The organism is Bradyrhizobium sp. TM102, from assembly GCF_009176685.1.
Taxonomy (GTDB): domain Bacteria; phylum Pseudomonadota; class Alphaproteobacteria; order Rhizobiales; family Xanthobacteraceae; genus Bradyrhizobium; species Bradyrhizobium ottawaense.
This window is the reverse complement of sequence record NZ_AP021855.1, coordinates 1427993-1449325: the sequence shown is the minus strand read 5'-3', so window position 1 is coordinate 1449325 and position 21333 is coordinate 1427993. Positions and strand designations below refer to the sequence as shown.

General features: G+C 65.1%; 20 protein-coding genes. 6 read left to right on the top strand and 14 right to left on the bottom strand.

The window, feature by feature from the left end:
• Window positions 1–18: 18 nt before the first annotated feature.
• The gene (locus GDN70_RS06825; RefSeq protein ID WP_152102318.1) at window positions 19–1071 is read left to right on the top strand and encodes an amidohydrolase; all 1053 of its coding nucleotides are present in this window, start codon (window positions 19–21) and stop codon (window positions 1069–1071) included.
• 71 nt (window positions 1072–1142) lie between these two features.
• On the opposite strand, the gene GDN70_RS06820 is transcribed toward GDN70_RS06825, so the two are convergent.
• Window positions 1143–1598: a cupin domain-containing protein gene (locus GDN70_RS06820; protein ID WP_028140678.1), complete on the bottom strand. Its 456-nt coding sequence runs from the start codon at window positions 1596–1598 to the stop codon at window positions 1143–1145.
• Between the two features lie 237 nt (window positions 1599–1835).
• Here GDN70_RS06820 and GDN70_RS06815 point away from each other — a divergent pair, with 237 nt between their 5' ends.
• The gene (locus GDN70_RS06815) at window positions 1836–2390 is read left to right on the top strand and encodes a hypothetical protein (RefSeq protein WP_028140679.1); all 555 of its coding nucleotides are present in this window, start codon (window positions 1836–1838) and stop codon (window positions 2388–2390) included.
• Window positions 2391–2520: 130 nt separating this feature from the next.
• Here the strand turns inward: GDN70_RS06815 and GDN70_RS06810 are convergent, their stop codons facing one another.
• A complete protein-coding gene (locus GDN70_RS06810; protein WP_028140680.1) occupies window positions 2521–3777 on the bottom strand; it encodes an aminopeptidase in 1257 nt (418 codons plus the stop codon).
• Window positions 3778–3890: 113 nt separating this feature from the next.
• Window positions 3891–5252, bottom strand: a complete 1362-nt coding sequence (gene pcaB, locus GDN70_RS06805; protein ID WP_038974823.1) for a 3-carboxy-cis,cis-muconate cycloisomerase — start codon at window positions 5250–5252, stop codon at window positions 3891–3893.
• 447 nt (window positions 5253–5699) lie between these two features.
• On the opposite strand from pcaB, the gene GDN70_RS06800 reads away from it, so the two are divergent.
• The gene (locus tag GDN70_RS06800) at window positions 5700–7271 is read left to right on the top strand and encodes a winged helix-turn-helix domain-containing protein (protein ID WP_097669131.1); all 1572 of its coding nucleotides are present in this window, start codon (window positions 5700–5702) and stop codon (window positions 7269–7271) included.
• Window positions 7272–7322: 51 nt separating this feature from the next.
• Here GDN70_RS06800 and GDN70_RS06795 read toward each other — a convergent pair whose 3' ends face one another.
• From GDN70_RS06795 to GDN70_RS06780, 4 genes are all read right to left on the bottom strand, one after another.
• The gene (locus tag GDN70_RS06795) at window positions 7323–8033 is read right to left on the bottom strand and encodes a hypothetical protein (RefSeq protein ID WP_152102317.1); all 711 of its coding nucleotides are present in this window, start codon (window positions 8031–8033) and stop codon (window positions 7323–7325) included.
• 87 nt (window positions 8034–8120) lie between these two features.
• On the bottom strand, window positions 8121–8840 hold the full coding sequence (locus GDN70_RS06790; RefSeq protein WP_028140682.1) for a hypothetical protein: 720 nt from the start codon (window positions 8838–8840) through the stop codon (window positions 8121–8123).
• A gap of 132 nt (window positions 8841–8972) precedes the next feature.
• Window positions 8973–9221, bottom strand: coding sequence for a hypothetical protein (locus tag GDN70_RS06785; protein ID WP_028140683.1), 249 nt, complete (start codon window positions 9219–9221; stop codon window positions 8973–8975).
• A 144-nt stretch (window positions 9222–9365) separates the two neighbouring features.
• The gene (locus GDN70_RS06780; protein ID WP_038948855.1) at window positions 9366–10331 is read right to left on the bottom strand and encodes a nitronate monooxygenase family protein; all 966 of its coding nucleotides are present in this window, start codon (window positions 10329–10331) and stop codon (window positions 9366–9368) included.
• Between the two features lie 124 nt (window positions 10332–10455).
• Between GDN70_RS06780 and GDN70_RS06775 the strand changes: the two genes are divergently transcribed.
• Window positions 10456–12018: an AMP-binding protein gene (locus GDN70_RS06775; protein ID WP_097669129.1), complete on the top strand. Its 1563-nt coding sequence runs from the start codon at window positions 10456–10458 to the stop codon at window positions 12016–12018.
• 341 nt (window positions 12019–12359) lie between these two features.
• Here GDN70_RS06775 and GDN70_RS06770 read toward each other — a convergent pair whose 3' ends face one another.
• The 7 genes from GDN70_RS06770 to GDN70_RS06740 form a co-directional block, all read right to left on the bottom strand.
• Window positions 12360–13133, bottom strand: coding sequence for a thioesterase family protein (locus GDN70_RS06770; protein WP_038948857.1), 774 nt, complete (start codon window positions 13131–13133; stop codon window positions 12360–12362).
• A 145-nt stretch (window positions 13134–13278) separates the two neighbouring features.
• Window positions 13279–14247, bottom strand: a complete 969-nt coding sequence (locus GDN70_RS06765) for a nitronate monooxygenase family protein (RefSeq protein ID WP_028140687.1) — start codon at window positions 14245–14247, stop codon at window positions 13279–13281.
• Window positions 14248–14499: 252 nt separating this feature from the next.
• Window positions 14500–15900 (bottom strand): aspartate ammonia-lyase, encoded by a 1401-nt coding sequence (locus GDN70_RS06760; RefSeq protein WP_028140688.1) that lies wholly within the window; start codon window positions 15898–15900, stop codon window positions 14500–14502.
• Between the two features lie 30 nt (window positions 15901–15930).
• Window positions 15931–16470 carry a hypothetical protein gene (locus tag GDN70_RS06755; RefSeq protein WP_038948859.1) on the bottom strand — a complete coding sequence of 180 codons (540 nt, stop codon included), beginning with the start codon at window positions 16468–16470 and terminating at the stop codon, window positions 15931–15933.
• 147 nt (window positions 16471–16617) lie between these two features.
• The gene (locus GDN70_RS06750; protein WP_080670090.1) at window positions 16618–17220 is read right to left on the bottom strand and encodes a YqaA family protein; all 603 of its coding nucleotides are present in this window, start codon (window positions 17218–17220) and stop codon (window positions 16618–16620) included.
• A 45-nt stretch (window positions 17221–17265) separates the two neighbouring features.
• Window positions 17266–17670, bottom strand: coding sequence for a phosphoribosyl-ATP diphosphatase (gene hisE, locus GDN70_RS06745; RefSeq protein WP_028140691.1), 405 nt, complete (start codon window positions 17668–17670; stop codon window positions 17266–17268).
• A gap of 117 nt (window positions 17671–17787) precedes the next feature.
• A complete protein-coding gene (locus tag GDN70_RS06740; protein WP_028140692.1) occupies window positions 17788–18156 on the bottom strand; it encodes a hypothetical protein in 369 nt (122 codons plus the stop codon).
• A 230-nt stretch (window positions 18157–18386) separates the two neighbouring features.
• Between GDN70_RS06740 and GDN70_RS06735 the strand changes: the two genes are divergently transcribed.
• Window positions 18387–19436: an ABC transporter substrate-binding protein gene (locus GDN70_RS06735; protein ID WP_152102316.1), complete on the top strand. Its 1050-nt coding sequence runs from the start codon at window positions 18387–18389 to the stop codon at window positions 19434–19436.
• A gap of 86 nt (window positions 19437–19522) precedes the next feature.
• Window positions 19523–21319: a glucan ABC transporter ATP-binding protein/ permease gene (locus tag GDN70_RS06730; protein WP_038973142.1), complete on the top strand. Its 1797-nt coding sequence runs from the start codon at window positions 19523–19525 to the stop codon at window positions 21317–21319.
• Window positions 21320–21333: the final 14 nt, after the last annotated feature.

The window sequence follows — 21333 nt, the reverse complement described above, 5'->3', positions numbered from 1 at the left end:
AACAGGGAGCGGACACTGATGGCTGCAAGCAGTGTGCCCGGCAATACGAGCGGGCTGTTCGTCGAGCCGCGCGAGGACTGGCTCGCGCTGCATCAGGAGCCGATCATTGATCCCTTGCGGCCGATCGTCGATCCCCATCACCATCTCTGGAATCGCGGCCACCGCTATCTGATCGAGGAAATAGCGGCCGACATCGCCTCCGGCCACAACGTCATCGCGACCGTCTATGTCGATTGCCGCTCGATGTATCGCGCGCACGGGCCGGAAGCGTTCCGGCCCGTCGGCGAAGTCGAGTTCGCCAACGGCGTCGCCGCCATGAGCGCAAGCGGCGCTTACGGCAAGGCGGCGATCTGCGCCGGCATCGTCAGCCACGCCAATCTGCTGCTGGGCGACGCCGCAAGGCCGGTGCTGGAAGCCGAGATCGCGGCCGGCAATGGCCGCTTCCGCGGCATCCGCCATTCCTCGGCCTGGGACGAGGACCCGGTCGTCGCCGGCATGTATGCGAACCGGCCGAAGGGCCTGTTGCAGGATCCAGCTTTCCGCCAAGGCTTTGCCTGCCTGGCCCCACTGAACCTCAGCTTCGATGCATGGCTGTTCCATCCGCAGATCGGCGAGCTGACCGAGCTTGCGCGCGCCTTCCCCGACACCAGGATCGTGCTCGACCATTGCGCCGGCCCAGCTGGCGTCGGCCGCTTTGCAGGGCGGCGCGAAGAGGTGTTTGCACAATGGCGCGCCTCGATCCGCGAGATCGCGACATGCGAGAACGTGGTGGTCAAGCTCGGCGGCCTCGCCATGTGCCTGCTCGGCTACGACTTCCATTTGCGCGAGAGGCCGCCGTCATCCGAGGAGCTCGCCGCGGCCTGGCGCCCTTACGTCGAGACCTGCATCGAGGCGTTCGGACCCAAGCGCGCGATGTTCGAGAGCAACTTCCCGCCGGACAAGGGCCAGTGCAGCTACCAGGTGATCTTCAACGCCTTCAAGCGCATCGCCTCACCCCTGAGCGAGGCCGAGAAGACCGCGCTGTTCTCGCAGACCGCCACCGACGTCTACCGGCTCGAGCTGCCGTCATGACAAGAAGAGGGGCCGGGATGATCCCGCCCCCTCTTCCGTCGTGGCCGCTGGGAAGCGTTCTTGAATTGAGATTAGCCGGCACCCATCAGGGAGGCCGGACGGCGCTCTCCGGTGGAGGCGAAGATCTTCTTCAGCTTGTTGACGACGCGGATCAGGAAGCCGATCATCACGGGATTGGTCTTGCGGCAGAAGGCGATCTTCTTGACGTGGCCTTCGACATGCCATTTGGCATGCGCGCCGTCGCGGAAGAAGATCACGTCGCCGGGGCCGTAGCGCTTGGGCGGCATGCCGTCGCTTTCGAGCACGATCGATCCTTCCATGATCATGATCGTCTCGTCGATATCGTAGTACCAGTTGAAGCGGCCTTCGGTGCACTGCCAGATGATGGTCGATGCGGTGCCGTCGGCACTGGTGGACAGGATGTGCGAGCGCGACACGGGATTGCCCTCGATGATCCAGGACGGCTCGATCGGCCGCAGCTCAAGCTCGACATTGCAACTACCGATTTCAATCAATGCGCGCGACATCTTCTTCCCCAGCGGGTATAATAAAATATTGCCGGATCTCGGCCCGGATTGCTTCGAAAGATGCCGGGAACGCTAGTCATCGGTTTTTAATTCTTTCTTACGCAGGCCCCGACAATCAGCCGGAAGTTGCAGGCGCGAAGCGGTTAACGCGGCGATTTCCCTGCAAATTCGAGCACATGAACCGATCTTTTCCGGGGTGCGACAAAGTGCGCGGAAGCATAAAATGGAGCCACGCCGATGCCCCTCACGCCCGAGGTTCTGACAGCCAATCGTGAGGCCGTCGCCTGGCTGGTCAGCCTCGATGTCTCCTTCGCGCCGGACGAGGAGCCCTGGTTCACCATCGACGGCATCGAAAACCCCCAGCAGATGGGCAGTGACGGCTCCGGGGGCGCCTTCGTGCTGCTGCCGCCGCAGAATGTGCTTTACGTCTCATCGGAGGGCCGCGCCGGGATTATCGCCGATACGTTCGAAGCGTTCGTCCAGCTCATCGTCGCCCGTCCCTATTGGCTCGACATCCTCAAATTTTCCGGCGGCGGCGACCTCGCGGAGATGCGGCGTGCGGCGGAGGCGCTGGAGGCGACGCTCGACGACGAGGACGAGATCAACGAGGCTCGCGAGGAGATCCTCAAGAGCCTCGACCTGGACGACGCGGACGATCCCGTCGGCGCGCTCTACGAGGCGATCGCCGCTTCCGACGCCATCGTACGAGCCACCGACGGCAGCCCGTTCACGACATTGTTCAACCGCTTCAGCATCGACAACAATCCGATGCTGCGCAACGCGGCGGCGTGAGGGGGCTAGACGCGAGCACTTGGACCTTATTTATTTGCACCGTCATGGCCGGGCTTGTCCCGGCCATCCACGCCTTGCGGCACAAAGAACGTGGATGCCCGGGACAAGCCCGGGCATGACGAGCGGCGGCCTACTTCGCCCACTCGCCCTTGCGGAATACCGGTACCTTGCTGCCATCGGGCAGGATGCCGTCGATATCAGTCTCGGCCGAGCCGATCATCCAATCAATATGGATCAGGCTCTGGTTGCCGCCTTGCGCGGCGATCTGCTGCGGGGTGAGCTGCGCGCCGTTGATGAAGCACTTCGAATAGCACTGGCCGAGCGCGATGTGGGACGCTGCGTTCTCGTCGAACAGCGTGTTGTAGAACAACAGCCCGCTCTGCGAGATCGGCGAGGAATGCGGCACCAGCGCCACTTCGCCGAGGCGCCGGGCGCCCTCGTCGGTGTCGAGCACCTTGTTCAGCACCTCCGCGCCGCGCGAGGCCTTTGCATCGACGATCTTGCCGTCCTCGAAGCGCACCGCGATGTTGTCGATCAGCGTGCCCTGATAGGACAGCGGCTTCGAGCTCACGACATGGCCGTAGACGCGGCGGCAATGCGGCGTGGTGAAGACCTCTTCGGTCGGGATGTTGGCGTTGCAGCTGATGCCGTTCTTGGAGAGCGAGGCGCCGCCCTCCCATTCGTGGCCATCGGCAAGGCCAATGGTGAGGTCGACCCCCGGTCCGTTGTACTGGAGCGCGCGGAAACGCTGGCCGTTGAGCCAGTTGGTACGCTCACGCAACACCGCATTGTGGCTCGCCCAATTGCCCATCGCGTCCTCGCGATCGACGCGGGACGCCGCGAAAATCGCATCCGCGAGCTTGCCGACCGCGACGTCCTCGGGATCATCAGGAAACACCTGCCTGGCCCAGGACAGGCTCGGATAGGCGATGATGTTCCAGTTGGTGTCGAAATTGACGATCTTTTCCAGCGCAGGCTGATAGGCCATCGAATTCGCCTTGCTGGCGCGCGCCACCTTGGAAGGATCCTCACCCGACAACAGCATCGGATTGTCGCCGACGATGGCGAGCCGCGCGGTGTTGTCGGAGAACGCCTTGGCCATGCCTTCGTAGAGCCAGCCGGCGGCACGATCGAAACTGCTGTCGTGGCCGTGGCGGTAGCGCGCCAGCGTCATCTCCTCGTCCGACAGGATCGGTGTCACGATGCCGGCGCCGGCCTTGTAGGCATGAACGGCGATCCGCCGCACCAGCGGCAGCGCGATCGCGGGCGCCGTCAGAAGCAGATCCTGTCCCGGCCGCAAGCCCAGGCCCACCTTCACCGCCACCTCGGCCAGCCGGTCGAGCTTCACGGGATCGATGGGAGTGGCGGAATTGCGGTGATCAGTCATGCGGGGCCCTCTGCCGAAAGTCTGTCGTTCAATCTAAGTCTAGCATCGCGGGACGCAAGTGCGCGAGCACATTGCGACATGGAGAAGATACGCAGTTTCACGCATTTTGGTTTTCAACGCGTTGCCGATTTCAGCACCCGGTCAACCATGGCGGGCGCGAGGCCGAGGTAATTTTTCGGTGAGGTGAGCGCCTCGATTGTGGCGCGATCGATGCGGCTCGATATCCGGGAGTCCACGGACAGCGCCTCGGCCAGGCTCATTCCCTTCTCGTTGGCCTGACGGCAGGCATCATAGACCACGTCATGGGCCTCCTGCCGGCCGAGTTGTGGCGCGAGCCCCATCATGACCGCCTCGGCCACGATCAGGCCGCGGCTGACCGCAAGATTGTCGTTCATCTTCGCCTCATCCACGATGAGGCCTGCGAGTGCGAACTTCGCCTGGTGCAGCGCGCCGGCAGTCAGCACGAAGCTCTCCGGAATCGCCATCCACTCGGCGTGCCAGGGGCCCGTGGCGCGTTCGAAATCCTGCACCATGGCGTCGAGCATCAGGCCGGCGTGCTGGCGCACCGCCTTGGACGCCGCCAGCATCAGCTCCGACGAGATCGGGTTGCGCTTCTGCGGCATGGTCGAGGAGGCGCCGCGTCCCTTCACGAAGGGCTCGTAGACTTCGGCGAACTCGGTCGAGGCCATGATCATGATGTCGAGTGCGATCTTGCCGAGCGAGCCGGTGACGAGCGCAAGGAAGTTCACGGCTTCTGCAAAGCCGTCGCGAGCGACGTGCCAGGTCGAGGCGGGAATGCCGAGCTTCAGCTCCGCGCAGAGCGCCTCCTGCACCTCAAAACCCTTGTCGCCGAGCGAGGCCAGCGTACCTGCGGCGCCGGCGAACTGGCCGACCAGCACGCGCGGCTTCAATTGCGTCAGCCGCTCGGCGTGGCGGTCGAACATGGCGAGCCAGATCGCGGTCTTGTAGCCGAAGGTCACTGGCAGCGCCTGCTGGAGATGGGTACGGCCCGCCATCGGTGTGTCCCGGTAACGCTTCGAGAGGTCGGCGAGGATACGGCGAAGTTCGGCGATGTCGTGCTCGACGATCTCGAACGCGGCGCGCAGTTGCAACACCACGGCGGTGTCCATGATGTCCTGCGTGGTCGCGCCCCAATGCACGTAGCGGCCGGCCTCGCCGCACTGCTTCACCATCTGATGCACCAAAGGGAGGATTGGATAACCGACGATGTCGGTCTCATGCCTGAGCAGATCGAAGTCGAGCGCGGCGACGTCGGTCCGCGCCGAGATCTGATCGGCGGCCTGCTGCGGGATCACGCCGCACCTCGCCTCAGCCTTCGCCAGCGCCACCTCGACCTCGGCATAGCGTGCCACCAGCGCGACGTCGGAGAACACCTCCCGCATCTCGGGCGTACCGAAGGCGTCGCGGAACAGCATGGAATCGAGCACGGTGGTGGAGGCAGGAAAAGCAGGCATCGGCGATTCTTCGTGGTTGGTGTTTGTGTGGGCGACAGCTTACGCAGGGCACGCGCTCCGGCAAAGGACATTCGCGGCTCGTCGCACATTCGTCCCGCACGACGACATACGACGCACATCGCACGATCGCCCGTCATCCCGAGGTGCCGGAGCGAAGCGGAGGCCTCGAAGGATGGACGGCCCGGCTGCATCGTGGCCGTCCCACCTTCGAAGCTCCCCACGCGGCGCCTTGCGCCGCGCGGCTCGCCCCTCAGGATGACGGGTCGATTTCGGACGGAACATCCGGTCAACAGGTCGCCCACAGCGTCTACCCCAATCGCACGGCATGGCTGCCATCACGCGATCGCGATGAACCAAGCGGCCCCTTCGGCAGACTCACAGTTTTCGACCCAAATTTCATTTTGTTTTTTTGCTAGCCCCAATTCGTAATGAGGCCTGAGTTTCGACGTGCAGTTTCTGTTCCGGGACCACCTTCTCGATACCGACCGGCGCGAGCTGAGCCGCGAGCAGGTTCCCGTTGCCGTAGAGCCGCAGGTTTTCGATCTCGTGGTCCACCTGATGCAGAACCGCGATCGGGTGGTCAGCAAGGACGAGCTGATCGACAAGATCTGGCACGGGCGAAGCGTCTCCGAATCCACCTTGACCAGCCGGATCAACGCGGCGCGCAAGGCCGTCGGCGACAGTGGCGCGAGCCAGGCGCTGATCCGCACCATCGCCCGCAAGGGCTTTCGCTTCGTCGGCCATGTCGAGGCCAAAGGTAGCACGATGGGTGGCGCAATCGCGCCGGAGCCCGGCTACGCCGCGCGGGTGCAGCGCGCCGCACTCACGCTTCCCGAGCGGCCGGCGATCGCCGTGCTGCCCTTCACCAATATGAGCGGCGCGGCCGAGCAGGATTATTTCTCCGACGGCATCAGCGAGGACATCATCACCGCGCTGTCGAAGCTGCGCTGGTTCTTCGTCATCGCGCGCAACTCCTCCTTCGTCTACAAGGGCCGCGCCGTGCACATCCGCGAGGTCGCGCAGGAGCTCGGGGTTCGCTACGTGGTCGAAGGCAGCGTGCGGCGGAGCGGCGAGCGCCTGCGCATCTCAGCCCAGCTCAACGACGTCTCGACCGGCAGTCATCTCTGGGCCGAGCGCTACGACCGCGAGCTCGCCGACATCTTCGCCGTGCAGGACGAGATCACCGAGGCGATCGTCGCCGCAATCGAGCCGCAGCTCTACGCTGCCGAAAGTTTTCGCGCCCAGCAGAAGCCGCCGGGCAGCCTGGATGCCTGGGACCTCGTGATGCGCGCGCTGTCGCATCACTGGCGCAGCACGCGCGAGGACAATGCCGCCGCGCAAGGGCTGCTCGAAAAGGCCGTCGCAATCGATCCCGCCTATGGCAAGGCGCTGGGACTGCTCGCGACCAGCCATATCTTCGGCGCGCATATGGGCTGGGCCGACATGGCCGCGACAGTGCCGATCGCAGAACGCGCGGCGCTCGCGGCGGTGGAGGCCGATCGCGAGGATGCCTGGGCCCATCATGGCCTTGCCTACACCTATCTGTTCCGCCGCCGCTTCGACGACGCGCTGGCGGAGTTCGAGCTGGCGCTGACGCTCAACCCGAACTTTGCGATGGCGCACGCCTTTTACGGCGTGACGCTGTGCTACGCCGGACGATGGCAGGACGGCGATGCCGCCGCACGTCGCGCGCTGCGGCTGAGCCCGCGCGATCCGCTCGCGGCGGTCTATTGCGGGGTTGCGGCCTATGCCAGGTTCGTCGGCCGTGACTATGACGGAGCCGCGCAGATGGCGCGGGAATCGATGCGGCAGCGCGGCGATTTCGTCGGCGCGCACCGCGTGCTGACGGCCGCCGCCGGGATGTCAGGAGATCCGGCGCTGGCAGCGTCCGCCCTGGAAGGCCTGCGCCGCGCCCAGCCCGAAGTCTCGCTCGCCTGGATCACGCGCGAGCTACCGATGCTGCGGGACGAGGACCGTGCGCACTATCTGGAAGGATTGCGGCGCGCGGGAATGAAGTGACCGCGTCGCGCCTTCTCCCATCGCAGGCGCGATCGCGAGCTAATTTAGGCGCTAGTCGTCGTCGGGCCCGAACAGCCTGATCTGCGGGAAGCCGCCGCGCGGCCGGCTGGCGTAATCACGCACATCGGAATCTTCGCGGATGTTGCGCGCGACGTCGTCCCAATCGGTGCGATCGCGCAAGCCGCGCTGCTCGCGGGAATCGTAGTGGCGGCGCTCGGTCCAGCGCTCGCGGCGCTCCATCCGGCGCCGCTCGGACGCAGCGCGCTTGGCGTCGGAGTCCCTCGCCTTGGCATAGGCGTTCTCGGGTGAAGAGGCCGGCTCGGTCGAGGCCTGCTGCTCAGCCGGCTTTACGGCCTGCGGAGGCGATTCGATTGCTGACTTCGACTGTTCCTTGGACTGTTCCCTGGGTGGCTCGACCGCGGCCGCTGGCGAAGGCGGCGGCGCCGGCGGTCCGGCATTCGCCTGAGTGGTCTGCGTGTCGGGCTTTACAGCTTCCGGCTTCGCTTCGGCTTGCGCCGGCGCGGCAATCATTGCGCCGAAGGCTTGCGAGCCGGTGAGATAATTGACGCGTTCCGACGGCGCGCTCGTCTGTGCCGGCGCGCCCGCGGACTCCGCGCGCTGCGCCATCTTGCTGGTGTCCGGGCCCTGTTTGGACGCGACCGGGTTCATGATGTTGCCGGCAACGATGCCCCCGCCAAGACCGATGGCAATGGCCGCGATAATAGTTCCGGCACCGACGAAATAAGCTGTCGAGGCGCGCATTGATCCACTCCCTCTTTGGGGCGAGCAACGCACGTTGATTGCCAGATGTTCCTGATGCAGGAGCGGTTCCCGGAGGAACCCCGCGTGTCAGATCTGCTGCGCGACTTTTTCGAGCCCGATGAGGCGGGCGAGCTTGCGCACTTCTTCCTTCTGATCGTCACGCAACTGGAACAGCAGCGGCATGGCGGCCGACTTCAATTGCTGGACCTCGTCGCAATTCGGATCGATCTGCGCGCTGGGTGGCGCGTTCGGATTGGAGAGTTTGTTGGCCGAGATCTTGCGGACGACGTTGCGCAGCGCGGTCTCGACCGAAGGCCAGTAATATTCCTGCGACGAAGACAGCTTCAGCCGGTCCCGGATGCCAGAGATCTGTGCGTCGGATAGCAGGGTATAGTGTTTCTGCGGCTGCGCCTTGGCGACAACCTTCGGCTTGGCCGGAACTTCGACGGCGGGAACTTCAGCCGCGGCGGGCGCTTCGGAAGCACTCAACGACGCCTTGGGCATCGGGAAATCGGATGGCGTGGCGGCGGCAAAGGCCTGGCGCAGCGGCTCGGCCAGCACGGGCGCCCGCGAAAGCCTGTCGGCCGGCACCTGGACCGGCTCGATCGCGGCCGAAGCCAGGGCCAGGGTCGGAACCAGACGGTCGGCCTTGGCGGCGCGGTTGGTGGCGAGCGGCTTGGCTGGAGGCGTCTGCGCGATCATCTCTTCGCTGACGCTGGGCACGCTGTCCCGGCCAAGAATGGCGGTGGTGGCGGCACCCAGGACGAGGAAACAGGTCAGCACAACGATGGTGATGGCTTTGGACAAACGTCTCTCCGCGCCCAACTTCAAGTCCACGTGATCACTGCCCGACAACTGGGCGATAATTAAGGCTTAACCGTGCCATCGCGGCGGCAATCGCGCGGACTGCGGCGACATCGCCCGGAAAACTCAAGGAAATCAGGCAGCTGCCGAAAGGTCGTAGGCGTCCTGGATGTCGGCGACGATCTCCGAGGCCTCCCACACCGCGCGCGGCTCGACCGATTGCAGCGTCACCGTCCAGTTGCCGCCCCGGCGGGTGCGGGGGACGCTGACGATGTCGAACCGGACGTTGCGGCACAGCGGGTGGCGCGCCAGCGCATGAGCGACGCGGACGCGGATTTCGTCCAGCGAAGCCGCTGTCTTGCTGTTGAGAAAATCGAAGTCCATCGCCTGTCCCTCTCGGCCCTGATTGGCGGGCCGTGAGGGGGATTCTTGGCCGGCGTTGGTTAATCTGCCGTTAAATAAGGGGAGCGGAGGAGCCCGGGATTAACCGTGATCCACACCGTCGTGGCCCGGCTCGACGGGCTGCGCCTACGGCCCGCCCGCCGCACGATATTCGGCGAGCGTCCGCGCAACCAGCTCGTCAACCGCCGGCACGTCCGTCACCCCCGAGGTTGAGTGCCCGCCGCTCCAGATGTCGCGCCAGCGCTTTGGCCGGCTCTCGCGCGCGGCAACGTCGATATCCTCAGCGATATCGATCGCGCCGCGTGCCGGGAGATCGTCGGGATCGAGGCCGGCGGCCACGATCGACGGCCTCAGCATGCTGGTCTGCAACCCCGTGAACGCAGTGGTGAGCAGAATGTCGTCGGCGCAGCTCTCGACCAGCATGCGCTTGTAGCGTTCGTCCGCCATGCTCTCGCGCGTCGCGATGAACTTCGTGCCCATATAGGCGAGATCGCAGCCGAGCACTTCGGCCGCATGCAGCGCTTGGCCGTCGCTGATGCCGCCGGCGAGCACGATGATGCCATCGTAGAATGCGCGCACCGCGCGGACGAAGGCGAACGGATTGAGCCAGCCGGTCTGCCCGCCCGCGCCCGCCGTGAGCAGCACGAGCCCATCGGCACCTGCTTCCGCCGCCCGTTCGGCGTGGCGGATCGAGGCGACGTCCGCCAGCACCAGCACGCCGGCGTCATGCAGCGGCTTCAGCACAGGCGCGGGCGAGCCGACCGAGGTGATGACGATCTCCGGCTTGTGCCGCAGCAGCACGGCGAGATCCTGCGCGAGCCGCGCATTGGAGCGATGCACGATCAGGTTCGGGCAGAGCGGCGCAGCCTTGCGGCCGGATTGGTCTTCGTGCCGGCGCAGGCGCGTCGCGATCGCGGTGAGCCATTCATCGAGCTGCTCCGTGCTGCGGCAATTGGCGGTGGGGAAGCTGCCGATCACCCCATTGCGGCAGGCCGCGACCATGAGCTCGACGCCCGACACCAGGAACATCGGCGCTGCGATCAGCGGCAGAGCGAGACGATCGCCGAAGCGTTGCAGTCGATCTGATGGCACGCAAATCTCCTCGTCACGCTTGCCTCCCAGTGCGGGCTTTGTCGTTTCCTCCCGCAGTCTCTGTGCTAGCGTCATCAGCAACATTGGCACGCCAGAAGCCGGTGACAAAGCAACGAGGAAACATATGTCCGATCCGCTCCACGCATCGTCCCCGACTTGTGCGCAGACGCTACGGGCGTTGTCGCGCTATCCCGGCCGCACCGCGTTCGCCTGGCCCGAGGGATCGCTGAGCTATCAGGGCACTCTCGACCTGATCGGACGCATCCAGGGCGTGTTCATGCGGCTTGGCCTGCAGGCGGGCGCGCGCGTCGCCTTCCTCACCGCGAACCGCGCCGACAGCTGGTGCGCCGGCGTCGCCGCGCAATTGTCGCGGCTCTGCATCACCTGGCTGCATCCGCTGGGATCGCTGGAGGACCAGCTGTTCCAACTCGAGGATTCCGAGGCCGTGATGCTGGTGGTCGACGCGGCCGCCTTCCGCGACCGCGGCGGCGAGCTCTCCGCGAGGGCAACCCGGCTGAAGGCGGTCTTCACCACGGGGCCGGCCGGTTACGGTGTCGATCTGCTGGCGGCGATCGAGAGCGCGGGACACGCCAGCGCGCGGTGCCTCGCCGGTCTCGACGATCTCTCGACGCTGAACTACACCGGCGGCACCACCGGCAAATCCAAGGGCGCGCTGCGCTATCACCGCGAGAACGCCGGAGCCGCCGCTGCGATCCTCGCCGATTTCGAGATCCCCGACGCCGCCCGCTACCTCACGGTCGCCCCGATCAGCCATGTCGCGGGCACGAAAGTGCTGCCGACCTTGATGCGCGGCGGCACCGTGCACATGCTGAAGGGATTCGATCCAGAGGCCGTGCTGACCACGATCGCGCGCGAGCGCATCAACTTCACGCTGTTCGTGCCGACCATGATCTACGTGCTGCTCGATCATCCCTCGCTTGATAAGACTGACCTGTCCTCGCTCGAGCTGGTGCTCTACGGGGCGTCAGCGATGTCGCCGAGCCGGCTGGTCGAGGGCATCGAGCGGATCGGGCCGGTGTTCTCGCAGCTCTATGGCCAGACCGAATGCTACCCGGTCTCGGTGCTGCGCAAAGCCGACCACGATCTTAAGGCACCCGAGCTGTTCCTGTCCTGCGGCTTCCCGATCGCAGCCTGCGAGGTCAAGATCCTCGACGACAACGACCAGGAGGTGAAGACGGGCGAGGCCGGCGAGATCTGCGTGCGCGCCCCGCACGTGATGGCGGAATACTGGAAGCGGCCCGACATCACCGCCGAGACGCTGAAGAACGGCTGGGTCCACACCGGCGACATCGCGCGCAAGGACGAGCGCGGCTACATGTTCATCCTCGACCGCAAGAAGGACATGATCGTCTCCGGGGGCTTCAACATCTTTCCGCGCGAGGTCGAGGACGTGCTGTCGCAGCACGCCGACGTCGCCATGGTCGCGGTCGTCGGCATTCCCGACGAGAAATGGGGCGAGGCCGTCACCGCCATCGTCGTGCCGCGCGAGGGCGCAAGGCCTGATCCGGACGAGCTGATCAACCTCGTGAAGGCGCGAAAAGGCTCGGCGCATGCGCCCAAGCAGATCCAGTTCGTGAAGCAGCTGCCGATGACCGGTGTCGGCAAGGTCGACAAGAAGGTATTGCGTGCGGGGTTCTGGAGCGGGCGGGACCGGATGGTGGGGTAAAACCCCGGGATTTTACGGTATGATTGTGGCCCCGGCACCACAACGAGCAGCGGAGTTTGCGCCGGCGATGGCCGCCCGATTGCAGGCGAATCGGGGAATCACCTAGACCGCTGACGGGGCTGGGAAGCGGAGTAAGCAATGAGAGTCGCTTCCCTGGAAAGTGCAGTCGCCGCGGTCACCTTGATCACGGCTATCGTCGTGGTGCTGTGGGAGATCAAGATCTTCTACGGAATGTGAACTGGCAGGATGCCTCGTCGCACACGACCAAGCATCCCTTCCGCGGCGGCGGAAGCCTGCCGTTCAATCGGCTCACAGAGCGACAGCGGCAAGGGCCGTCACGCTCACCGCTTCTCGATCACCAGGCTCTGCACCGCGCGGCCGAAATAGCCTTGCCGGTCCGCCAGCCGCGACATTGCGAGCCCGGCGCCGTCGGGTCCGATCCAGGAGTCGCCGTCGAGCAGGATCCAATCGCCAATGGGCTGGCGCGAAAAATTCACGGTGAGGTCGGCGTTGATGTAGGTCCAGGCGCGAAAATCGAGCGTCGAGGCGGTGCCGTTGGAAAAATCGGCGGCGACCACGGCGCGCATGGCCTGCGAGATCGCTTCGCCCTCGATGAGCGGATGATCGACGCGAAACCAGATCGCGCCGGCGCCGGCCTGGCCGAAGCGGCCACGCGCGGCGCGCATCGAGACCGAACGCACGAACGGGCTGGTGGCGGCGTGACCGTCCTCGACCAGCGAGTCCTCCGGCATGGGCAGCGTCACCGGCAGCGCCTTGACGTCGGCGGGCAACGACAGCGCCTGGCGCCTGATCTTGAGCACGGTGGCGCCGACGACCTGCAAACCGTCGGCGAGCAGCTTGATTTCGCAGAGCTGGATTTTGCGGCCCTCACGCAAGACGTCAGTCACGATCGTCAGCGGCGCGACCGGAACGGGCCGCATCAGATCGATGGTGACGCGCGCGATATCCATCGGAGCAGGCGTCGGAATGCGTTCGGCCGCCCATGTCACCAGCGAGGCCGGCGCCGAGCCGTGCTGCATGCGCCGATCCCAGGGACCGGCGGCATCCGGACTGGTGACGACGCTGTCGCCGTCGACACGGTAGATGGGGGGCATGTTTTAATCAGTCTTGGTTGACGTTCCCCGGACGCTGCGCAGCGCGTAGCGATGAGCTGCTGATCCGGGGTCCGTGCCTTGCGGCGATGGGTCCCGGCTCTGCGGAGCAATGCTACGCACTGCACCGCGTCCGGGACACGAGAAACTACAACGGCGGATCGATCGCCTCGTCGTATTCCTTCTTGAAGCGCGCGATCAACTCGGCGGCAGGCATAACCTTCTCTACGCTGCCGATGCCCTGGCCCGAGCCCCAGATTTCCTTCCAGGCCTTCGGCTTGGCGCGCTCGCCGGAAGCGTCGGTGCCGAAATTCATCTTGGAGGGATCGGAGGTCGGCAGGTTTTCCGGATCCATGCCGGCGGCAAGGATCGAGGGCTTCAGATAGTTGCCGTGCACGCCGGTGAAGAGGTTGGAATAGACGATGTCGTCGGCGGTCGAGCCCGCGATCATCTCCTTGTACTTCTCCACCGCATTGGCTTCCTTGGTCGCGATGAAGGCCGAGCCGATATAGGCGAAGTCGGCCCCTAAGATGCGTGCGGCGCGGATCGCCTTGCCGTTGCCGATCGCACCCGACAGCGCGATCGGGCCGTCGAACCATTTTCGCGTCTCGGCGACGAAGGCCAGCGGCGAAATGGTGCCGGCATGGCCGCCGGCACCGGCCGCGACCAGGATCAGGCCATCGGCGCCCTTCTCGATCGCCTTGTGGGCGAATTTCTGGTTGATCACGTCGTGGAAGACGATGCCGCCCCAGCTGTGCACGGCCTGGTTCAGCTCCTCGCGTGCGCCGAGCGAGGAGATGATCATCGGCACCTTGTACTTGGCGCAGAGCTGCATGTCGTGGTCGAGACGGTTGTTCGACTTGTGCACGATCTGGTTGACCGCGAACGGCGCCGAGGGCTTGTCGGGATGCGCGCGGTCATAGGCCGCGAGCTCCTCGGTGATGCGCGCCAGCCATTCGTCGAGCAGCTCCGGCGGCCGCGCGTTCAGTGACGGAAACGAGCCGACCACACCTGCCTTGCACTGCGCGATCACGAGATCGGGCACCGAGATGATGAAGAGCGGCGAGCCGATCACGGGGATCGACAGGCGTCCTTTGAACAAGGCAGGCATGGACATTGCAGGACGATCCTCTGTTGGCAGGTCAATGGAAGGTTGACCGCCATACCAACAAGGCAATCTTTCCACTGTCAAGTATTGCGTTTTGGCGCCGTAGGCGGCACCCCGCGACACTATTCCAAGATGCGGAATTCTTTCCTCGTCATTCCAGGGCGACGCGTCAGCGTCGAACCCGGAATTCATCGGGCATCAATGCGCGTAGCGAGATGGTTCGGGCTCGCGCTACGCGCGCCACGGAATGACAGTGACCGCCTACCCCAGCAGATCCGGATTGATCAGCCGCTCGAACGAGAACATCTCGTCCCACTTCTCTTGCGTCAGCAGCTTGCGTTCGGCCACCACGATCTGGTGCAGCGACTTGCCGCTCTTGTAGCCCTCGCGCGCGATCTCGGCGCATTGCTTGTAGCCGAGCAGCGGCTTCAGCACGGTGACGATGCCGAGCGAGTTGAGCACCATGTTGCGGGTGTGCTCCTCGTTGGCAGTGATGCCGACGACGCAATTCTCGCGCAGGCTGTTGACCGCGCGCTCCATGGTGCGGATCGAGAAGAACAGCGCGAACGAGATCACCGGCTCCATCACGTTGAGCTGGAGCTGGCCGGCGCTGGCGGCCAGCGTCACCGTGGTGTCGAGGCCGATGACGAGGAAGCTGGTCTGGTTGACGACCTCGGGGATCACGGGATTGACCTTGCCCGGCATGATCGAGGAGCCCGGCTGCAGCTGCGGCAGGTTGATCTCGTTGAAGCCGGCACGCGGGCCGGAGGCGAGCAGACGGATGTCGTTGCAGATCTTGGTCAGCTTGCTCGCGGTGCGCTTCAACACGCCCGAGAGCTGCACATAGGCGCCGGTGTCGGAGGTCGCCTCGACGAGGTCGCCGGCGAGAATGAAGTCGACGCCGGTCAGCGCGCTGAGGTGCCGGACCGCGAGCTTGGGATAGCCGACCGCAGCCGTGACGGAGGTTCCGATCGCGGTGGCGCCGAGATTGATCTCGCGCAGCAGCGCACGCGCTTCCGAGATGCGGTCGACCTCCTCGCCGATCGTGGTGCCCCAGCCCCGGAATTCGGCCCCGAGCGACATCGGCACGGCATCCTGCAGATGCGTGCGGCCCATCTTCAGGACACGATCGAACTCGCGACCCTTGGCGAAGAACGCTTCCTGGAGCTGACGCAGCGCGGTCATGTAGCTCTCGAGCCGCAGGATCAGCGCGAGGCGAAAGGCGGTCGGATAGGTGTCGTTGGTCGACTGGCCGTAATTGACGTGATCGTTGGGGCTGACGTGCTGATAGTCGCCCTTGCCGAAGCCGAGCGATTCCAGCGCGAGGTTCGCGATCACCTCGTTGGCGTTCATGTTGGTGGAGGTGCCGGCGCCGCCCTGGATGAAGTCGGTGACGAACTGGTCCATCATGTCGCCGGCGATCACGCGGTCGCAGCCGAGGATGATCGCGTCCGCGACCCTGGCCTCGATCGCGCCGAGATCCCGATTGGCCATGGCGGCGGCCTTCTTGACGTAACCGAGCGCCTTCACGAAGTAAGGCTCCTGGTTCATCGGAATGCCGGTGATGTGGAAGTTCTCCTTACCCCGGATGGTCTGGACGCCGTAATAGATGTCGTCGGCGATCTCACGCTGTCCGAGGAAGTCCTGCTCCGTACGGCTCATGGGCGCTCCTTGTTGCTCGCGCGACGTCCTCTAGTTCTGGCACAGCGCGCTGGTCACGAAAGTGTCGGTGCGGCAGTCGTCCGGCTTGCGAGCCCTGCCGGGAATCAGGACCTTGGCCGAGCATTTTTCCGCGGAGTCGGCATTCAGGCTCTTGCCGTCCTTGTAACCCTTGCTCTGGCAGAGCTGGTCGGCAGCCTGCTTGCAATCGGGCGCGCCGTTGGACGAGGCCGGACAGGCCACCCGGCCCGACACCATGGTCGAAGGCTTCGCCAGCCGCGACAGATCGTTCATGGTCTCGCTCGGGCTTTTGATGGGCGGCAGGATCGAGGGCAGCTTGTCGAACAGCTTGCCCATTTCATTGATCAGCCCGGGATTTTCCGCTGCCGCCGGCGGCGCCGATGGAGCGGGCGTGGACGGCTGAGGCGCGGCCTGCGGCCCCTGCTCCTGCAAGCCAAGCACCGGCGGAGCGGATTGCGGCCATCCGGTCCCGGCGGCACCGAGCAGGACCAGCAGCACTGCTGATATCAGCGTCCCGAGCCGCAAGGCCGGATTGCCGGATCGAACCATCATGACGGCAACCGTAGCCGAACCCGGCCCGGCGGCAAAGCGCGGGTTACCAAGTGAGCATGATCTCCGCGCAAACGCGTTCCGCGTTTGTCGCGAGGGAAAACCGCTTCACACCTTGCGCTGACGCGGCCCTTCGGGTCCGGACATGCTCTAGATCAACTTGATCGCCACCACGAAGCCGAGCACCAGCACGGCAGCACCGACCGCCACCACGAGACCGAGATGCTTCTCGATCTGGACCCGGATCCAATCGCCATAGCGGTTGAGCAGGATGGCGACGATGAAGAAGCGTCCGCCGCGCGCGACGATCGAGCAGATGGTGAACAACAGAATGTTGTAGCCGGCAAAGCCCGAGGTGATGGTGACGAGCTTGTAGGGGATCGGCGTCAAACCCTTGAGCAGGATGATCACCGCGCCCCACTCCGCATAGGAGGCACGGAAGGCGTCGACCTTGTCGCCGAGGCCGTAGACCTGGATCAGCCAATGACCGACCGAGTCGAACAGCAGCGCGCCGATGGCGTAGCCCAGGATGCCGCCGAGCACCGAGGTGATGGTGCAGACGGCCGCGTAGAGCCAGGCGCGCTGCGGGCGCGCCAGCGACATCGGAATCAGCATCACATCCGGCGGCACCGGAAAGAAGGAGCTTTCGGCGAAAGACACCGCTCCCATGATCCAGAGCGCGTAGGGCTTGTGAGCGGCGTCGATGCACCAGTCGTAGATACGTTTCAGCATGGCGCCGCGATGAAGCACCATGGGACGGATTTGTCCATGCCGAGATTGAGGCGAATTATGACGTTTCTAGTGGCGCTTGCGCGCGGCACGCCCCTCGAGCGCGACAATTGGCCGCCTGGCAGCCACGCGCGGTGACGCGACCTTGGGCAGCTTCATCGACGATTTCGGCAGCTTCTCGGCAATGCCGAGCATGTCTTCCCGCCGCGTCATCTCGCGCCAGACGTCCTCGGGGCGCACGCCCGCAGAGGCCCAGAGCACGGTGAGATTGTACAGGAGATCGGCGCTTTCCCGGATCACGGCGTCGGTATCGCCATTGACGGCATCGATCACGACCTCGATGGCCTCTTCGGCGAGCTTCTTTGCCATTTTCGAGGGCCCGCGCTGAAACAGCCGGGCCGTACGCGATGTTGCCGGATCAAGATCCCTGGCCGCGAGCACAGCCAGATATAGCCGCTCAAGCGAATCACTCATGGTACTCAAAACTACTCTAAACAAATGGCGAGCGTGTTAACGCGCGGCAATAAAAGCAGAAAACAGGCCGGCGCGGCAAGCGCGACGGCCTGTCATGGTCAACTCCAGCTGCCAGAGCTAGTAGCAGTTCTGGTAGTAACCTTGGCCGCAGAACTCGGACGGAGCGGTGCCGCCGTAGCGCTGATATTGGAAGTTCGGGCCTGGACCATAATAGGGCCCGTAGGAAGGGCCGCTGTAATAGGCGGGACCGCCGTAATAGCCATAGCCCGGACCATAGTCATAGGCATAGGAGTCACGGGTCGCGGCGATGGCAAGACCGGTGCCGATGGCCGCGAAAGCCGCAGCTGCGGCCGCGCCGCCTCCGCCACCATGCCAGTGACGGCCGCCTGCATAGGATGCGGTCGGGGCAAGCGCGGTCAGCGCCAGCACCGCCGCGGTGGCAAGAACGGCCTTTCGGCCCGCAAACTTGGAGAATCGCTCGAACATGTCTTGGGCCCTCCTTGGGACCTGGAATGGACGCCTGCGGACAGGCTCATGCCTTTCAAACCCGCACAGCCTAAGTTGGGTTCCCCAACCCCAACACAAGCTGAACGGGGTTGCGTGATCGTGCCGCAACCGCCGCTCATCTGCCGTTCATGTTGGCGCGGAGAGACTGGCCGCAGCCGGCTGCCGTAAAGCGTCACGAAACCATAACAATGCGGAACCCGGCGCAATCGATGTCTGGATTCAAGACGACCGCCCTGCGTTGCCTGCTGGCTCTCTCGATCTCGCTTGCAACGCTCGTTGCACGCGATGTCCGTGCGGCCGAGACCGCTGCGCCGTCCGTTGCGATCCATTTCACCTTCGACCGCCCGCTCGACGCGAGCATGGCGCCGTTCTTCCTTGCGGCGAAGGACGGCAGGTTCAGCGCCGAACGTCTCAACGTGTCCTTCAACAGCGCAGCCAGCTCGCCGGAGGCGCTCGCACGCGTCGCCAAGGGCGACAGCGAGCTTGCGCTGATCGACATCAACGAGCTGATCCGCCTTCGCGACAACGAGGACTCGGCGCCGGCCAAGGCGGTGTTCGTGCTGTTCAACCGCGCGCCCTACGCGATCGTCGCGCGCAGGAGCCGCGGCATTCATCTCTTGCCCGATCTCGACGGCAAGACCGTCGGCGTTGCCGACGGCGACCTGTCGATGCGGCTGTGGCCGGCGCTGGCGCAGCAGAACGGCATCAAGGCATCGCGCGTCAGATTCCACAAGATTGGCGCTGCGGTCCGCGAGCCGATCCTGTCCGCAGGGCAGGTCGATGCCGTCGCAGGCTTCAACTATCTCTCCGCGGTGAACCTGCGCGACCGCGGCGTGCCCGGAGCCGATCTCGTCGTGCTGCGTTATGCCGATTATGGCTGCGAGGCCTATGGCTTCGCCGTGGTGGTCAATCCCGCCTTCGCCGCGGCGAAGCCGGACGCCGTGAAGGGCTTCGTCCGCGCCTTGATCGCCGGCATCAATGCGACCATCAAGGAGCCGGCACGTGCGGCGGACGAGGCCGCTGGCCGCATCGACGACGGCGACCGCGACCTGGAGCTGGAGCGCCTGCGCACCGTCCTCGTCGACAACATCCTGACCGACGAGGTCAGGCGCAACGGCCTCGGCGGCGTCGAGCCCGCGCGCCTGGAGCGCTCGATCGACCAGATCGCGCAGGACTTCAAATTCCGCAAACGGCCCACGGCGGGCGACATCTTCGACGACCGGTTCCTGCCGCCGGTGGCGGGGCGGCTGATCAACTGAGCAAAACTGACAGCTTCCGCTATATCTCCCGCGCGATCCCTGCTTAAAATACGGGCTCCGTTACCCGCTCGAGTTCGTTAGCCCGCATGCCCATCCTCCGTCTCTACACACGTGTTCTCGAGCTGCTCGGCAAGGAGGCGCGGCTGGGCTGGCTGCTCGCGGTCGCCAATCTCCTGCTCGCGGGCTCGCAGTTCGCCGAGCCCGTGCTGTTCGGGCGGATCGTCGACGTGCTGTCGGGCAAGACGGTGGCCGGGTCGAGCTCGGCCTGGCCGTTCCTGGTAGCCTGGTGCGCGTTCGGGCTGTTCACTATTCTCTGCAGCGCGCTCGTGGCCTTGCAGGCCGACCGGCTCTCGCACCGCCAGCGCCAGGCGGTGCTGACCGATTATTTCGAGCACATCCTGCAATTGCCGCTGACCTTCCATTCCGGCACCCATTCGGGCCGGCTGATGAAGGTGATGCTCAACGGCACCGACGCCTTGTGGCGGCTGTGGCTCGGCTTCTTCCGCGAGCACTTTGCCGCGATCCTCTCGGTCGTTGTGCTGCTGCCGCTGTCGCTCTACCTGAACTGGCGGCTCGCGATCCTGCTGTTCGTGCTCTGCATCGTCTTCACCGCACTGACGACCTTCGTGGTGCGCAAGACCTTCGGCATGCAGATGGCGGTCGAGGAGCAATATAGCGAGCTGTCCGCGCGCGCCTCCGATGCACTCGGCAATGTCGCGCTGGTTCAGAGCTTCGTGCGCGTCGAATCCGAGGTGAAGGGACTGCGCTCCGTCGCCGACGAGTTGCTGGCCGCGCAGATGCCGGTGCTGTCATGGTGGGCGCTCGTCACCGTCATCACGCGCGCCTCCACCACCATCACCGTGCTCGCGATCTTCACGCTCGGCATCGCGCTGCACGACCAGGGGCTGACCTCGGTCGGCGAGATCGTGATGTTCGTGAGCTTTGCGACGCTGCTGATCCAGAAGCTCGAGCAGGTGGTGAGCTTCATCAACAACGTGTTCATGGAAGCGCCTCGCCTGCGCGAGTTCTTCAATGTGCTCGACGCCGTGCCCGCAGTGCACGACCGGCCCGACGCGATCGACGCCGGCAGGCTGTCCGGCCTCGTCGAGTTCAACGACGTCACCTTTTCCTATGACGGCAAGCGGCCGGCGATCGAGGACCTCACCTTCACCGCGCTGCCCGGCCAGACCATCGCGCTGGTCGGTCCGACCGGCGCTGGCAAATCCACCGCGATCGCGCTCCTGCACCGCGCCTTCGACCCGCAATCCGGCTTCATCAAGATCGACGGCATGGACGTGCGCGGCGTCACGCTGACCTCGCTGCGCCGGAATATCGGCGTCGTGTTCCAGGAGGCGCTGCTGTTCAACCGCTCGATCGAGGAGAATCTGCGCGTCGGCAAGCCGGACGCGACCGAGGCTGAGATGCGCAAGGCGGCCGAGCGTGCGCAGGCGCTCGATTTCATCGAGCGCAGCGGTGGCTTCGAGACCAATGCCGGCGAGCGCGGCCGCATGCTCTCCGGCGGCGAGCGGCAGCGGCTGTCGATCGCCCGCGCGCTGCTGAAGGATCCCCCGATCCTGATTCTGGACGAGGCTACCTCCGCGCTCGACGCCCTCACCGAGGCCAAGGTGAATGCCGCTCTCGACGAAGTGATGAAGGGCCGCACCACCTTCGTGATCGCGCACCGGCTCTCCACCATCCGCAACGCCACGCGGATCCTGGTGTTCGAGAACGGACGGGTGATCGAAAGTGGAACTTTCGACGAACTCGTGGCCAAGAGCGGCCATTTCGCCGAACTCGCCAGGGCCCAGTTCATGGTTCACGAGACCACACGGGCCAGTGTGACAGCCGCAGAGGCTGCTGCGACTGCTGCCAAATCCCCGTAGCAAGTCCCCACAGG

Coding starts and splice junctions, on each gene's coding strand:
- GDN70_RS06825 (WP_152102318.1), top strand. CDS start 19: ATGGCTGCAAGCAGTGTGCCCGGCAATACGAGCGGGCTGTTCGTCGAG.
- GDN70_RS06820 (WP_028140678.1), bottom strand. CDS start 1,598: ATGTCGCGCGCATTGATTGAAATCGGTAGTTGCAATGTCGAGCTTGAG.
- GDN70_RS06815 (WP_028140679.1), top strand. CDS start 1,836: ATGCCCCTCACGCCCGAGGTTCTGACAGCCAATCGTGAGGCCGTCGCC.
- GDN70_RS06810 (WP_028140680.1), bottom strand. CDS start 3,777: ATGACTGATCACCGCAATTCCGCCACTCCCATCGATCCCGTGAAGCTC.
- pcaB (WP_038974823.1), bottom strand. CDS start 5,252: ATGCCTGCTTTTCCTGCCTCCACCACCGTGCTCGATTCCATGCTGTTC.
- GDN70_RS06795 (WP_152102317.1), bottom strand. CDS start 8,033: ATGCGCGCCTCGACAGCTTATTTCGTCGGTGCCGGAACTATTATCGCG.
- GDN70_RS06785 (WP_028140683.1), bottom strand. CDS start 9,221: ATGGACTTCGATTTTCTCAACAGCAAGACAGCGGCTTCGCTGGACGAA.
- GDN70_RS06775 (WP_097669129.1), top strand. CDS start 10,456: ATGTCCGATCCGCTCCACGCATCGTCCCCGACTTGTGCGCAGACGCTA.
- GDN70_RS06770 (WP_038948857.1), bottom strand. CDS start 13,133: ATGCCCCCCATCTACCGTGTCGACGGCGACAGCGTCGTCACCAGTCCG.
- GDN70_RS06765 (WP_028140687.1), bottom strand. CDS start 14,247: ATGTCCATGCCTGCCTTGTTCAAAGGACGCCTGTCGATCCCCGTGATC.
- GDN70_RS06760 (WP_028140688.1), bottom strand. CDS start 15,900: ATGAGCCGTACGGAGCAGGACTTCCTCGGACAGCGTGAGATCGCCGAC.
- GDN70_RS06755 (WP_038948859.1), bottom strand. CDS start 16,470: ATGATGGTTCGATCCGGCAATCCGGCCTTGCGGCTCGGGACGCTGATA.
- GDN70_RS06750 (WP_080670090.1), bottom strand. CDS start 17,220: ATGGTGCTTCATCGCGGCGCCATGCTGAAACGTATCTACGACTGGTGC.
- hisE (WP_028140691.1), bottom strand. CDS start 17,670: ATGAGTGATTCGCTTGAGCGGCTATATCTGGCTGTGCTCGCGGCCAGG.
- GDN70_RS06740 (WP_028140692.1), bottom strand. CDS start 18,156: ATGTTCGAGCGATTCTCCAAGTTTGCGGGCCGAAAGGCCGTTCTTGCC.
- GDN70_RS06735 (WP_152102316.1), top strand. CDS start 18,387: ATGTCTGGATTCAAGACGACCGCCCTGCGTTGCCTGCTGGCTCTCTCG.
- GDN70_RS06730 (WP_038973142.1), top strand. CDS start 19,523: ATGCCCATCCTCCGTCTCTACACACGTGTTCTCGAGCTGCTCGGCAAG.